We start from the raw sequence: 13,118 nt of genomic DNA, 5'->3' as shown, positions 1-13,118 counted from the left end.
CAGCTTTTACCTGACCCGGCCCTTTCGCAGGCACCCCTTGTGCCCGTAGGTCACTCCGACGCATATCCGTCAGAACGTCCCGGCCCCCTGGTCATGCACCGGCCCTCCTCGGGCTGTGCAGCAGAGAAAAGCAGGGCTGCTTTTCCCATTTTCAGAATCAATACCAGTTCGGATCTTTCTTGAGTTGTTCCATTAACAGTTTCTGCATACCTTCATCGGGATTACCGAGGAAACGGTAGTCGGCATGACGGGTCGGCGATTTGTCGGCCGGCAGTCCGGCAGGGACCTCCACCAACATGGCATAGGCCTCGTCCTTGTCGAAACTGAAGGCGACGATCAGACGCTTGCTGCGACACGTGGCCTGGGTTTCACACAGCGGTCCCACCAGGTACTTGTCGCCGTCTTCCTCGACAGCATTCATTTGTTCCGAATCGCCTGACAGGTTCATCACCCATTCGGGCAGGCGCTCTTCTTTTTTGACGACGTGCTGCCAAGTCTCGCGGTATTGCGGGTCCGCCTCCAGCAACTGGTTGGCACGCATCTGTCCGTCATTGGCAGCCATTGCCATGGCACTGCCGCCCAGCAACAGGGCGGCGGCCAGTCCTTTTAAGGAAACGCTCATGGTCAGCCTCGGCCACGGCGGCCAAAGAAGAAGGAAGCAATGAACATCACCAGGAACACGACAAAGAGAATCTTGGCGATGCCCGTGGCGGTGCCTGCGATACCACCGAAGCCCAGTACGGCGGCGATGATGGCAATGATCAGGAAGGTAATTGCCCAGCTCAACATGGTGATTCTCCTTACGCTTTTCTATTTAGTGAGGGTCTTGCAGTGATGGTTCCGGCGCAGTGGACGACCGGTACATCGGGTTAAAACACCCAACGTTCTTCACGCGGCATGTCGGTCACTGGCTGAGCCTGATCGACCTCCATCATGCGCATGGAAGCGGAAGCCTCGGCGACGCTGACGGCGCTGAAATGGGTTTGTGGGGCACGGTGAATCGACACCTGCGGCGCTTCTGGCTGTTGACGTTCGTGCCAGAGCAACCATTGCTGACCAACAACGAGCGTGACCAACAATGCCAGGGCAGCCCATAAGCCCTGCTGGATATTCAAGGAAGAGAGTCGAAACTGGGCGGCACATTGACGATTCATCCTGAAATTCCTCCCCACCCGGGTGTGGTGATCTGGTTGAGGCGCTCTTACGCCACGTTGACCAGAGCAGTGCAGCCGGCGTGCCAGGATTTTTTAAGAGATAAAATTCTTTAAAATCAAAGAGTTATCAAATGACCACGAGAGCTGGGGGACGCATCCTGCACGATGACCCGCGCGAACGTCGTGCGAATTGCACGAACGGCAGGGAAAAGGCGTAAGGTGGTTCTGAAGTTTCCTGTCAGACGCAGCCGTCGGAATCAGCGATACGAACCGTCCCCCCGGACAAATCACAAAAAAAGGAACTCAAATCAGTCTTTTAGGAGTCAGACGTCTACAGAGGCAAGTTCGGTGGGTAATATCCCCTCAGAATCGACCATGCAACTTGCCCGATTTTTCTGACACTAACCAACATCATTCATTAAAGGAGCGTAGGAAAAATGGAATCCGCCACTGAGCACCAAGGCCGCATTCTGCTGGTAGACGACGAGTCCGCCATCCTGCGTACGTTCCGTTACTGCCTGGAAGACGAAGGCTATGCCGTTGCCACCGCCAACAGCGCCGCCCAGGCCGACACACTGCTGCAACGCCAGGTGTTCGACCTGTGCTTTCTCGACCTGCGCCTGGGCGAAGACAACGGCCTGGATGTGCTGGCACAAATGCGCATCCAGGCGCCCTGGATGCGGGTGGTGATCGTCACCGCCCACTCGGCCGTCGACACCGCGGTCGATGCGATCCAGGCCGGGGCGGCCGACTATCTGGTCAAGCCTTGCAGCCCGGATCAATTGCGCCTGGCCACCGCCAAGCAACTGGAAGTGCGCCAGTTGTCGGCGAGGCTCGAAGCCCTTGAAGGGGAGGTGCGCAAGCCCAAGGACGGCCTTGATTCCCACAGCCCGGCGATGAAAGTCGTGCTGGAGACCGCGCGCCAGGTTGCCAGCACCGACGCCAACATCCTGATCCTCGGCGAGTCCGGTACCGGTAAAGGTGAGCTGGCCCGGGCTATCCATGGCTGGAGCAAGCGTGCGAAGAAATCCTGCGTCACCATCAATTGCCCTTCACTGACCGCCGAGTTGATGGAAAGCGAATTGTTCGGCCACAGCCGGGGGGCCTTCACCGGCGCCAGCGAAAGTACGCTGGGGCGTGTCAACCAGGCCGACGGCGGCACGCTGTTTCTCGACGAGATCGGCGATTTTCCCCTGACGTTGCAACCCAAGTTGTTGCGCTTCATCCAGGACAAGGAATATGAGCGGGTAGGGGATCCGGTCACCCGTCGCGCCGACGTGCGGATTCTCGCCGCCACCAACCTCAACCTTGAAGACATGGTGCGCGACGGGCGTTTTCGCGAAGACCTGCTGTATCGCCTGAACGTCATTACCCTGCACCTGCCGCCGTTGCGTGAACGCGCCGAAGACATCCTGACCCTGGCCGATCGCTTCCTGGCCCGCTTCGTCAAGGAATATGCGCGCCCGGCTCGAGGCTTCAGCGACGAGGCTCGCGAAGCGCTGCTAGGCTACCGATGGCCCGGCAACATCCGCGAACTGCGCAACGTGGTCGAGCGCGCCAGCATCATCTGCCCACAGGAAAAAGTCGAAATCAGTCACCTGGGCATGGCCGAGCAGCCGGTCAACAATGCGCCGCGCATCGGTGCCGCATTGAGCCTCGACGAACTGGAAAAAGCCCACATCGGCGCGGTGCTGGCCACGGCCGACACCCTCGATCAGGCAGCCAAGACGCTGGGTATCGATGCCTCCACGCTGTATCGCAAACGCAAGCAGTACAACCTGTGAGCAACACCTTATGAAACTGGCGATGAAGCTGCGCACACGGCTGTTTCTCAGTATCTCGGCCCTGATCACCGTGGCATTGCTGGGATTGGTGCTTGGGTTGGTCAGTGTCATGCAAATGGCCAGTACCCAGGAACAAGCGGTACGCGACAACTTCATCCTGCTGGACCTGGGCCTCAAGCTGCGCCAGACCCTTGGCGATCAGTTGATAATCATGCTCGACGACGAGCCCGACCTGGCTGCTCTGGAGGCCTCCAAACAGCAATACCTGGCGCTGATCGACGAGGGGATCGCCCATGAAAGAAAGCTGGACAACACGGCCATCAGCTTCAGCCGGGCCAAGGCCGACTACGTTGAATTTATCGAGGCCTTCACCGCGTCTCGCCAGCTCTCGGGCGTCAAGGACCTCACCGAAAAATTCAACGTGCTGCGCAATGGACTGATCGAAGGTTATCGCGAGGCCCTGACCAACATCAGTGAAACTCAGGACCGCGCCCGTGAACGTGCGATGTGGATTTCCGGACTGCTGGGCCTGGTGGGGTTGGCGGTGCTGATCATCGGCTTTATCACGGCCCATGGTATTGCCCGGCGATTCGGCGCGCCGATCGAGGCGCTCGCTGCGGCGGCGGATGACATCGGCCAGGGCAATTTCGAGGTCACGCTGCCCATTTCTTCCGCCGCCGAGTTGAATCTGCTGACCCGTCGTTTCGGGGTCATGGCCCAGGCACTGCGCGAACATCAGGCCACCAATGTCGATGAGCTGCTCGCCGGCCAGCAACGTTTGCAAGCGGTGCTCGACAGCATCGACGACGGCTTGCTGATGATTGATCGCCAAGGCCAGCTGGAGCACCTCAACCCGGTGGCCCAGCGTCAATTGGGCTGGGACGAGGCGCGCCTGGGCCAAGGGCTCGGCGAGGCGCTGGGACGCCTGGAGCTGGATGAAGAACTGCATCTGGTGCTGCGGGGGGGAACCCTGGAACGTGCGCCGGAAGATCTGAGCATCGAGGTCGACGGCGAGTCGCGGGTGCTGACCTACAGCCTTACGCCGGTCAGCCACACCCAAGGCCACATCCTCGGTGCGGTCATGGTGCTGCATGACGTCACCGAACAGCGCGCCTTCGAACGGGTGCGCAGCGAGTTCGTCCTGCGGGCCTCCCATGAGCTGCGCACGCCGGTGACGGGCATGCACATGGCGTTCGGCCTGTTGCAGGAGCGCCTGCACTTTCCACCGGAGTCGCGCGAGGCGGACCTGCTCAACACCGTCACGGAAGAAATGCAGCGGCTGATGCAACTGATCAATGACCTGCTGAATTTCTCTCGCTACCAGAACGGCCTGCAAAAGCTGACCCTGGCGCCTTGTTCCATCGACGATCTGTTGGAAGAGGCCCGGCTGCGGTTCGCCGAGCAGGCCCAAGCCCAGGGTATCGAGCTGCTCGTGGCAATCCAGGGCCCGCTGCCGCGGCTGCATGCCGACGCGGCGCAACTGGATCGCGTGCTTGATAACCTGATCGACAACGCCATGCGCCACACCGGCGAAGACGGCCAAATCCGCTTGCAGGCCCGACGCCATGGCGAGCGGGTGATCATCAGTGTCGAAGACAACGGTGAAGGCATTGCCTACGGCCAGCAAGGACGGATCTTCGAACCTTTCGTCCAGGTCGGGCGCAAGAAGGGTGGCGCCGGCCTCGGCCTGGCTCTGTGCAAGGAGATCGTCCAGCTCCATGGCGGACGCATGGGCGTTTATTCAAGGCCGGGGCAGGGGACGCAGTTCTACATGGCGCTGACGGTATGAGCAGACTTAGGCTTCATCATCGAGGCGACGTCCACGCAGGCGTCGGCCACGGGTAATCAATTCGATGAGCTGCACCGCGCTGAGGGCATGGGCAAACAGCCAGCCCTGGCCGAACCTCACGCCTTCGCTGCTCAAGTAGGAGGCCTGGGCTTCATGCTCGATGCCTTCGGCGATCACCTTGAGTTGCAGCGCGTGGGCCATGCGGATGATGTGCGGGGCCACACCGCTACTGGCGGCATCGTGGCCCAAGGCGTCGATGAAGGCCTTGTCGATCTTCAGACAGTCCACGGGCAGGGTTTGCAGGTAGGCCAGGCTGCAATAACCGGTGCCAAAGTCGTCGATCAGCACCTGATGCCCAACATCGCGCAACGATTGCAGGTTATCCCGGGCGACCAACACATCGATCAGCCCGCGCTCGGTCACCTCGAAGGCAATCTGGTTCGCCGAGACCCGATGCAACGCCAACAGGCGAGCGATCACTTCGCCAATACGCGGCACCATCACATCGCAGGCCGCCAGGTTCACCGAGATATACAGCTGCGGATTGGCCCGTAACACCTGACCCAATTGATCAAACAGCCGCTGCAGCACGAAATCGGTGATCTGACGGATCTGACCGGTGTTCTCGGCCATCGGGATAAACAAGTCCGGGCTGGTCAGGGTGCCGTCCGGTCGTCGCCAGCGCAGCAAGGCTTCGGCGCCGACGCAGTTGCGGCTGTCCAAGTCGAAAATCGGCTGGTAAAGCACCTGCAATTCGCCACGCCTGATGGCCCCGTGCAGTTCAGCGTCCATGGACTGGCGGTGGCGGGCCAGCAGAAACACCTGGAAACCAATGCCCAGGCCCAGCACCAAGCTGATGGGCAGCATCCACCAGGCACTGTTCGGGACCTTGAAACCTTTGCGCTGGGCGATCAGCACCAGCTGGTATTCCGGGCTGTCGGTGGGCATCCGGTAGATCAGCCGGGTCTGCGTCACCTGCAAGGCATTCCGGCTTTTCGGTGGCCAAGGCTCTGCGGGCGGCCAGTGTTGTTGAGTGCCCAACACGGGAATGGCGCGCTTGCCGTGATCCAGGACCACCAGCAAGCTGCTACCCGGGGGCAGGTCGACCACGTCGGCCAAATGCCCACGGGAGGTGGCCACTCGGAAGTTGCCACGGCCCAGCATTAACGCCGCGCGGTCTTCGTTGGGTTCAGTGGTGGTATTGAGCCAATAGCTGTAGGTCGGACCCCGCAGATCGGGCGGGCGGGTCACCGATAACCTGCTCTGGCGCGGACGATTGGAACAGACGCCACCGCCATCGATATACACCGCTTCATAAACGAAACGGTAATTGAAGCTGACCTCCCGCAAGGTCGCGATCATGTCATCGTCGCAGCCGCGCAACGGCTGGTTTTGCAGGTCGTCGAGACTTTCACGCAATTGCCCGAAGAGCTGCTCCAGCCGCAGCAGAAAGCGCTCGCCCTGGGCATTCATCTGATCGCTTTCACGTTGCTGGATCTGCTGCACGACCACGAACAGACTGCCCGCCAGCAGCAGGACGGTACTCAGGGCAGCCGCCATCATCGCCAGGAACAGGGGGCGATGTAGCCAGCTCTGTAGGGTTTCGCGGGCAGCCGTCATCATCGGTAATCCGAAAGTTACCAATGAGTTATAGCTTCTGATTTGGGTTTGGTCCGATTCGTCGGACGGGCGTCATTATTTTGTCTGGTTGAGCACCTGCAAAATCGCCGCGCTTTGCGCGTCCGGTGTGCCATCGAAGCGGGTCGGCCGGTAGTGCATCTGGAAGGCGGCCAGCACATGGTGAGTGGCCACGTCCCACTCGCCGGTCTGGGGCGTCGGGTAGCCCAGACGGGCCAGCTCGGCCTGGAACCAACTGGCAGGCGGTAGCTGCGTTGCGAAGAAAAGCTGCTGGCGTGCGACGGCCTGTTCATCCGGCCACACCCCCAAGCCCGCTTGCGCCAGGCGCTTCCAAGGGAACAGCGGCCCCGGATCGAGCTTGCGCAGGGGCGCGATGTCGCTGTGGCCGATGATGCTGCGTGGGTTGATCCCGTTGCGCTGGATGATGTCCTTGAGCAAAACGGTCAAGGCCTGGACCTGGGCTTCGCTGTAGGGATACCAGAGGCGCCCGGTGGGCGTGTCGACGAAACCCGGATTGACGATTTCGATGCCGATGGAACTGGAATTGAGCCAGGTCCGGCCTTCCCATTCACTTTCCCCGGCGTGCCAGGCGCGGCGACCTTCGTCCACCAATTTATAGATGGTCGCGTCTTTATCGTCGCCAATCAGGTAATGGGCACTGACTTCGCCATGGGTCAGCAGGGCCAGTGAACGCTCCAGGGACGCAGAGGTGTAATGCACCACCACGAATTGGATGCGGTTGTCGTGGTTGACGGAAGGGTGACTGGTGTCGAGCCGCGGGCCGCTGGTACAGCCGGCCAGGATAAATAGGGCAGTGATGAGCGAAAAGAATTTCATGGCGGAAGGCATTACGCGCTGGAAGTAATGCAACAGTGTAACGTATCGCCCCGCGTTGATCCGTTGCGCAGGACGATATTAAACAAATTGGAACAATTAGCCCTCAGCCCAGCTCCACGCGGTTGCGCCCGGCATTTTTTGCCCGGTAGAGCGCCTGATCGGCTCTTTTCAGCACCGAATCGCTGTGTTCGCCCGGCTTGAAGGCCGTTATGCCCACCGATACCGTCACCGTGACCGGCTCGCCCTTGAAGTGAAACGGGCAGGCTTCGATGGCCACACGCAGCGCCTCGGCCAGCTTGGCGCCAGCCGCCAGGGGGGTATCCGGCACCAGCAAGACAAACTCCTCGCCACCAAAACGCGCAATGAAATCGCCGCCACGCAGGCGTTTGCGCAGGACCGAGGCGATCAGTTTCAACACCCGATCACCGGCCAGATGGCCGTAGTTGTCATTGATACGCTTGAAATGATCAAGATCGAGCATGGCCAACAGCAAGCTGTTGCCGTGCTGCTGCCACTGGACGATTTCATGCTCCAGGCGCTCGGACCAGGCGGCGCGGTTGGGCAACCCGGTGAGCGGATCGACCAGCGCTTTTTGCCGCTGCTCCTCGAGATTTTCCCGCACGACCTGGGCGTCCTGCTCCATCAACGCGACACGATCGGCCAGGCTTTTCAGGCGCATCGAGACTTCCTGTTCGCGTTGATCCCGTTGCTGGCGGTGTTGGTCCATCGTCCCGAGCAAGCCTTCGAGGTGATTCTCCAGCACCTGCTTGAGGCCTTCCAGGTCATCGGCTTGTTGCACGCTGCTTTGCAGGCCGTCCACCTGTTCGCGAATCTGGGTGTCCATTTCCCGAGAGGCCGACAAGTTGTCGGCGTGGTCTTCACTGGCGGCCTGCAGGCTGCTCTGGAAGGACTCGAGACGATCATTGAGGCGTTGCAGGTACGCTTCGAATTCATGCTGGCCGGTGTCGGTGATGGCCAGCATCAGCACCGCCAGATCATCGAGGATCGGTAGCAATTCGTACCAGTTCAAGCCATTTCGCAGCCGTTCACGCATGGCTTCGGCTTGTGGCCGATGACGCTCGGGCAAGGTCAGGTCGCCCAACAGGCCCAGCAAAGTGTCTTCGATGTGCTTGGCGACCGAGCTGTAGGACGGTTCCGGCGAGTCGGGCAGGGCGTATTGGGCGTCGGCCACATCGGCGGCGGCCAGGGGCTCGCCTGGCTCGGCTTCTGCTGGAGGCGGCGAAGGGTCGGGGAGGGCCTGTGGCACCTCATCGGACCTCAGCTCGTCGGGATTTTCCAGGACGGGTGCCGCTACCGGGAGGTCGTCGGCGGCCACCGCCTGCAATGGGGCAGGCTCGGCGGCTTCGTCCGGCTCGCTGATCGGCGGAGCCACTTCGGCTACAGGTACCGAGACGGGCGTCGGTGCGGGTTCGGTCTGCGGCGTAACCAAATCGACCGGTTCGGGCGTTGCCTCCAACGTGGATGCTTGCTCCGCTACCGACGGGACTGGTGCTGGTGCTGGTGCTGGTGCGACGGATGCTACGTCAGTTGCCGGCTCAACGGCTACGACAACTGGCAGGGCCGCGTCTGCCGGAGGTGCCACGCTGGCCTGGGCAGGCGCTTGGGGCTGGGGCGTCGCGTCCTCATGGCCTTGGCCACCAAACAACCGTTGCAGCAATCCGGGGCGACTCGGTTCGACAGGGGTGTCCAGGGCACTCAGTGCCTTGCCTTGCAAGCCGCTCAATTCGCTGAGCAGCAGTGGAATCTCCCGGGCCTGGCCAACCCGCTCTTCCAACTGCTTGGAAAATTTCTTCAGGGGCCGGCTGACTTCCTTCGGCAGTGGCAGGCTCTGCAACTGGGCAACCAGGGCCGTCAAAGCGGTGCTCATCTGCTCGATCCGGGTTTCGCGGCGCTGCTCGGAATCGAGTACGGCTTTCTCCAGGCGCGGCAGCAGGGCGGCGAGACCGGCGTCCATGTCATCGGTGCGCACCACTTCGCGCATCTCTTTCATGCATTGGTCGACAGCCCGGTCAGTGCCTTCGGCGGCCAGGGTGCTGCGCACCAGGCCACGACGCAGCAAGTCCAGCCGAGCATCCCAGCGGCGCTCAAGCTTTTCCTGCTGTTCGATACTCTTGAGGTACTTCTCTCTCCAGCGTTCGGCGTCGTCGCTCATTCATCGGATCCGCGAGGGGCAGTACTCAGCACGGGGAATGCATCGGCCGTGAGCGAACCCGGCAAACGAATTTCTACCGCGACCGGCAGGTGATCGGAAATGGGTTGGGCCAACACCTCGACGCGCTCGAGGGTCAGGGTCGGGCTCAACAGGATATGGTCCAGGCAGCGCTGGGGGCGCCAGCTGGGGAATGTCGCTTCCAGTTGTGGTGCGAGCAAGCCGAGATCGCGCAGGGGCGAGGTCTGCAGCAGGTCGGTGGCGTGGGTGTTCATGTCGCCCATCAGTATCTGATGCTTGTAGCCACCGATCAGCTCGCGAATGTACGCCAGTTGCATCGTCCGGGTACGCGCCCCGAGCGCCAGGTGCATCATGACCACAACCAACGCCTCCGGACCTTCGCCGAAACGCGCAAGGATCGCCCCGCGCCCTTTGGGGCCCGGCAGCGGATGATCTTCGATCGCCCACGGGCGCAAGCGACTCAACACACCATTGCTGTGCTGGCCGAGACGGCCGAGGTTGCGATTGAGTTGCTGGTACCAGTAGGGGAAGGCGCCCAATTGGGCCAGGTGTTCCACCTGATTGACGTAGCCTGACCGCAAGCTCCCGCCGTCGGCCTCTTGCAGGGCTACCAGGTCGAAGTCCTTGAGCAGGTCGCCGATCTTCTGCAAGTTACCGGCACGCCCGGTGTGCGGCAGCAAATGTTGCCAGCCGCGGGTCAGGTAATGCCGGTAGCGTTCGGTGCTGATGCCCACCTGGATATTGAAGCTGAGCAGCCGCAAGCGGCTGTCGCCAGGCAGGCCCGTGGACGCGACATGATGCTCGTTGACCCGTGGTTCATGCAGGCCAACGATGCGTTCGGTACTCCAGCGGGCCATGGGCGTGGGCCGCGCTTAGTTGGCGGCAGCCTTGGTGGCCGCTCGCTCTTTGGCGATCAATTGGTCGGCCAGTTGCAGCGCTTGTTCGGCACCACCGGCAGAACCGATGTCAAAGCGGTATTTGCCGTTGACGATCATGGTCGGTACGCCGGTGATTTCGTATTTCTTCGCCAGCTCACGGGCTTTCTTGATCTGGCCCTGGATGGCAAAGGAGTCGAAGGTAGCGAGGAACTTGTCCTTATCAACGCCCTGGGTCGCGAGGAATTCCGCCATGTCTTCTTTCTTGACTAGCTTCTTGCCTTCTTTCTGGATCGCGTTGAAAACCGCCGCGTGAACCTTGTGCTCGACGCCCATGGCTTCGAGGGTCAGGAACATTTGGCCGTGGGCGTCCCATGGGCCGCCGAACATGGCAGGGATGCGGACGAAGTTAACGTCCGACGGCAGCTTCTCGACCCATGGATTGATGACCGGTTCAAAAGCGTAGCAGTGCGGGCAGCCGTACCAGAACAGTTCCACGACTTCGATCTTGCCAGGCGCCGCTACAGGAACGGGGTTGGTCAATTCGACATAGGGTGCGGCGGGCTTTTCAGCCGCTTGGGCAGTCATGCCGAACAGGCTGGCGGCGACGAGCGCGGCGCTGATGATCAGATTACGCATGCTTTACTCCTGGACAATGAGGGGGCCTCGCAAGACCTGCTTCTAAGACAGACCGTGGCGGGTGCAAGTTCTCTAGTGTAACGGCAGCGGCCACAAAAAAGGGCGGCCAAAGCCACCCTTTTGATGCTCGCATCGACAGATTAATCGAGCGTTAACGTTGCAAGAGGTGTATCCCCTTGCAACGGCCTTAGTGCAGACCCTGGATGTAGCTGGAGACTGCCGCGATGTCTTCGTCGCTCAGCTTGCGAGCGATGGTGCGCATGGTCATCGCATCGCCGTCATTGGCACGACCGCCTTCTTCCTTGCGGAAATCGGTCAGTTGCTTGGTGATGTACTGGGCATGCTGACCGCCCAGGTGAGGGAAACCGGCAGCCGCGTTGCCTTTGCCATCCGGGGAGTGGCAACCGGTGCAGGCTGGCAGGCCCTTGGCCAGGTCGCCGCCACGGAACAGCGCTTCACCGCGTGCCACGAGCTTCGGATCAGCGGCGCCGACGCTGCCCTTCTGGCTGGCGAAATAGGCCGCGATGTCCGCCAGGTCTTGATCGTTCAGGTTATTCAGCAGGCCGGTCATTTCCAGCACGACACGCTTGCCGTCCTTGATTTCCTTCAACTGCTTGACCAGGTAACGCTCGCCCTGACCCGCCAGTTTCGGAAAGTTGGGCGCCATGCTATTGCCATCCGGGCCGTGGCAGGCCCCGCATACGGCAGCTTTCGCCTGACCGGCAGTAGCATCGCCAGCGGCGTGGGCTACGCCGGATATCCCCAAGGTCAACAGCAGACTCACGATCAGTTTGTTCATCAGCTAATCCAACTACGGCTAAGGGTTAAAGAGTTATGGACCGGGTTTACTCGCTCATCCACTGGATGATGGCTCGGTAATCCTCGGCACTGCAGTCCATGCACAAACCACGCGGCGGCATCGCCTTGAAACCCTGGGTCACGTGTTGCACCAGCGTCTCCATACCTTTCGCCAACCTCGGCGTCCAAGCTTCCTGATCGCCCTTGCGGGGCGCCATGGGGAGTTGGCCGGAATGACAGGCACCACAAACACGGTTGTACACAGCTTCCGGATCCTGTGTAGCCTGAGCGCTGTAAAGCGGCATCAAGACACCGGCAGCTAGCAGCCATTTCGTCATAAAACGACCTTTTCAGGGTTGGGAACGAGCTGCGTTCTAATGCGCAATTTCGGTCGGTCGCTCCCGTGAACTTCATCCTACGCTGGGACAAAGCGCACACAAAATCTGCGGCATTATATACTGGCGTCACTGAAACGGAAACGACACAGCTTGCCGCGTCCATTCCCGACGCCGCCCACATCGGAAATCCCATGCAACTGAAGAACCCCATCCTTGGCCTGTGCCAACAGTCCACCTTCATGCTCAGCGCCGCCAAAGTCGATCAATGCCCAGACGACGAAGGCTTCGAAGTGGCGTTTGCCGGGCGTTCCAACGCCGGCAAATCCAGCGCGCTGAACACCTTGACCCATGCGAGCCTGGCACGCACCTCGAAAACCCCGGGTCGCACGCAGCTCTTGAACTTCTTCAAGCTAGACGATGAACGGCGTTTGGTCGACCTGCCCGGCTACGGTTATGCCAAGGTCCCGATCCCGCTCAAGCAACACTGGCAGCGCCACCTGGAAGCGTACCTGGGCAGCCGCGAGAGTTTGAAAGGCCTGATCCTGATGATGGACATTCGCCATCCGATGACCGACTTCGACCTGTTGATGCTCGATTGGGCGGTCGCCAGCGGCATGCCGATGCACATCCTGTTGACCAAGGCCGACAAGCTCACCTACGGCGCGGCGAAAAATACCTTGCTCAAAGTGCAGTCGGACATTCGCAAGGGCTGGGGCGACGCGATCACTATCCAGCTGTTCTCGGCGCCCAAGCGCATGGGCCTGGAAGAAGCCTACACAGTGCTGGCCGACTGGATGGAATTGGCGGACAAGGGCAGCGACGAGGCCGAATAAGCCAAATCGCAGGCAAAAAAAACCCCGGACTTCTTATGGGGAGGGGGAAGTTCGGGGTCCAAGTTCCGGACCGCTAGGGCGGGGTCCAGATATCTGCCAACACTTAACACAACATAGGAGCATTGAAGGGCTTCACCAGCCATTCAGAATCTCTGAGTGGCGATTCACGGGTTTAGTTCAGATTATTTTTGGAAATAACCTTAGGAATTTTCCGAACTAATGAGGCCGCACCTGGGTTTTGG

Annotated in this window: 13 protein-coding genes; 3 read left to right on the top strand and 10 right to left on the bottom strand. The window is 60.6% G+C overall.

What is annotated here, in order from left to right:
• Positions 1-157: 157 nt before the first annotated feature.
• From PSH84_RS00245 to PSH84_RS00235, 3 genes are all read right to left on the bottom strand, one after another.
• Complete coding sequence (locus tag PSH84_RS00245) at positions 158-622, bottom strand: inhibitor of vertebrate lysozyme family protein (protein WP_305468994.1); 465 nt, start codon at positions 620-622, stop codon at positions 158-160.
• Positions 623-624: 2 nt separating this feature from the next.
• Positions 625-789, bottom strand: a complete 165-nt coding sequence (locus PSH84_RS00240) for a DUF1328 domain-containing protein (RefSeq protein ID WP_003177151.1) — start codon at positions 787-789, stop codon at positions 625-627.
• An 80-nt stretch (positions 790-869) separates the two neighbouring features.
• Positions 870-1,154, bottom strand: coding sequence for a hypothetical protein (locus PSH84_RS00235; RefSeq protein ID WP_305468993.1), 285 nt, complete (start codon positions 1,152-1,154; stop codon positions 870-872).
• A 437-nt stretch (positions 1,155-1,591) separates the two neighbouring features.
• On the opposite strand from PSH84_RS00235, the gene algB reads away from it, so the two are divergent.
• Positions 1,592-2,938: a sigma-54-dependent response regulator transcription factor AlgB gene (gene algB, locus PSH84_RS00230; protein ID WP_305468991.1), complete on the top strand. Its 1,347-nt coding sequence runs from the start codon at positions 1,592-1,594 to the stop codon at positions 2,936-2,938.
• Between the two features lie 10 nt (positions 2,939-2,948).
• Positions 2,949-4,727, top strand: a complete 1,779-nt coding sequence (locus PSH84_RS00225) for an ATP-binding protein (protein ID WP_305468989.1) — start codon at positions 2,949-2,951, stop codon at positions 4,725-4,727.
• Positions 4,728-4,733: 6 nt separating this feature from the next.
• Here PSH84_RS00225 and PSH84_RS00220 read toward each other — a convergent pair whose 3' ends face one another.
• From PSH84_RS00220 to PSH84_RS00190, 7 genes are all read right to left on the bottom strand, one after another.
• Entirely contained in the window at positions 4,734-6,347 is a 1,614-nt protein-coding gene (locus PSH84_RS00220; RefSeq protein WP_122567831.1) for an EAL domain-containing protein, read from the bottom strand.
• Between the two features lie 75 nt (positions 6,348-6,422).
• Complete coding sequence (locus PSH84_RS00215) at positions 6,423-7,202, bottom strand: N-acetylmuramoyl-L-alanine amidase (protein ID WP_305482105.1); 780 nt, start codon at positions 7,200-7,202, stop codon at positions 6,423-6,425.
• A gap of 103 nt (positions 7,203-7,305) precedes the next feature.
• On the bottom strand, positions 7,306-9,375 hold the full coding sequence (locus tag PSH84_RS00210) for a diguanylate cyclase (RefSeq protein ID WP_305482104.1): 2,070 nt from the start codon (positions 9,373-9,375) through the stop codon (positions 7,306-7,308).
• Positions 9,372-10,250 carry an endonuclease/exonuclease/phosphatase family protein gene (locus PSH84_RS00205; RefSeq protein WP_122567714.1) on the bottom strand — a complete coding sequence of 293 codons (879 nt, stop codon included), beginning with the start codon at positions 10,248-10,250 and terminating at the stop codon, positions 9,372-9,374. The genes PSH84_RS00210 and PSH84_RS00205 overlap by 4 nt, the downstream gene beginning before the upstream one ends.
• Positions 10,251-10,265: 15 nt before the next feature.
• On the bottom strand, positions 10,266-10,907 hold the full coding sequence (locus PSH84_RS00200; protein WP_305468986.1) for a thiol:disulfide interchange protein DsbA/DsbL: 642 nt from the start codon (positions 10,905-10,907) through the stop codon (positions 10,266-10,268).
• Between the two features lie 187 nt (positions 10,908-11,094).
• Positions 11,095-11,706 (bottom strand): c-type cytochrome, encoded by a 612-nt coding sequence (locus PSH84_RS00195; protein WP_305468984.1) that lies wholly within the window; start codon positions 11,704-11,706, stop codon positions 11,095-11,097.
• Positions 11,707-11,752: 46 nt separating this feature from the next.
• Positions 11,753-12,043 carry a c-type cytochrome gene (locus tag PSH84_RS00190; RefSeq protein WP_003196231.1) on the bottom strand — a complete coding sequence of 97 codons (291 nt, stop codon included), beginning with the start codon at positions 12,041-12,043 and terminating at the stop codon, positions 11,753-11,755.
• A gap of 191 nt (positions 12,044-12,234) precedes the next feature.
• Here PSH84_RS00190 and yihA point away from each other — a divergent pair, with 191 nt between their 5' ends.
• Positions 12,235-12,876: a ribosome biogenesis GTP-binding protein YihA/YsxC gene (yihA, locus tag PSH84_RS00185; protein ID WP_122567711.1), complete on the top strand. Its 642-nt coding sequence runs from the start codon at positions 12,235-12,237 to the stop codon at positions 12,874-12,876.
• The last annotated feature ends 242 nt before the right edge of the window (positions 12,877-13,118 follow it).

Source organism: Pseudomonas beijingensis (assembly GCF_030687295.1).
GTDB lineage: Bacteria > Pseudomonadota > Gammaproteobacteria > Pseudomonadales > Pseudomonadaceae > Aquipseudomonas > Aquipseudomonas beijingensis.
The sequence above is the reverse complement of the archived record's forward strand: the minus strand, read 5'-3'. Positions and strand labels throughout refer to the sequence as shown.

Excerpts from the sequence above, each read along its gene's own strand:
- PSH84_RS00245 (WP_305468994.1), bottom strand. The coding sequence starts at position 622 with ATGAGCGTTTCCTTAAAAGGACTGGCCGCCGCCCTGTTGCTGGGCGGC.
- PSH84_RS00240 (WP_003177151.1), bottom strand. The coding sequence starts at position 789 with ATGTTGAGCTGGGCAATTACCTTCCTGATCATTGCCATCATCGCCGCC.
- PSH84_RS00235 (WP_305468993.1), bottom strand. The coding sequence starts at position 1,154 with ATGAATCGTCAATGTGCCGCCCAGTTTCGACTCTCTTCCTTGAATATC.
- algB (WP_305468991.1), top strand. The coding sequence starts at position 1,592 with ATGGAATCCGCCACTGAGCACCAAGGCCGCATTCTGCTGGTAGACGAC.
- PSH84_RS00225 (WP_305468989.1), top strand. The coding sequence starts at position 2,949 with ATGAAACTGGCGATGAAGCTGCGCACACGGCTGTTTCTCAGTATCTCG.
- PSH84_RS00220 (WP_122567831.1), bottom strand. The coding sequence starts at position 6,347 with ATGACGGCTGCCCGCGAAACCCTACAGAGCTGGCTACATCGCCCCCTG.
- PSH84_RS00215 (WP_305482105.1), bottom strand. The coding sequence starts at position 7,202 with ATGAAATTCTTTTCGCTCATCACTGCCCTATTTATCCTGGCCGGCTGT.
- PSH84_RS00210 (WP_305482104.1), bottom strand. The coding sequence starts at position 9,375 with ATGAGCGACGACGCCGAACGCTGGAGAGAGAAGTACCTCAAGAGTATC.
- PSH84_RS00205 (WP_122567714.1), bottom strand. The coding sequence starts at position 10,250 with ATGGCCCGCTGGAGTACCGAACGCATCGTTGGCCTGCATGAACCACGG.
- PSH84_RS00200 (WP_305468986.1), bottom strand. The coding sequence starts at position 10,907 with ATGCGTAATCTGATCATCAGCGCCGCGCTCGTCGCCGCCAGCCTGTTC.
- PSH84_RS00195 (WP_305468984.1), bottom strand. The coding sequence starts at position 11,706 with ATGAACAAACTGATCGTGAGTCTGCTGTTGACCTTGGGGATATCCGGC.
- PSH84_RS00190 (WP_003196231.1), bottom strand. The coding sequence starts at position 12,043 with ATGACGAAATGGCTGCTAGCTGCCGGTGTCTTGATGCCGCTTTACAGC.
- yihA (WP_122567711.1), top strand. The coding sequence starts at position 12,235 with ATGCAACTGAAGAACCCCATCCTTGGCCTGTGCCAACAGTCCACCTTC.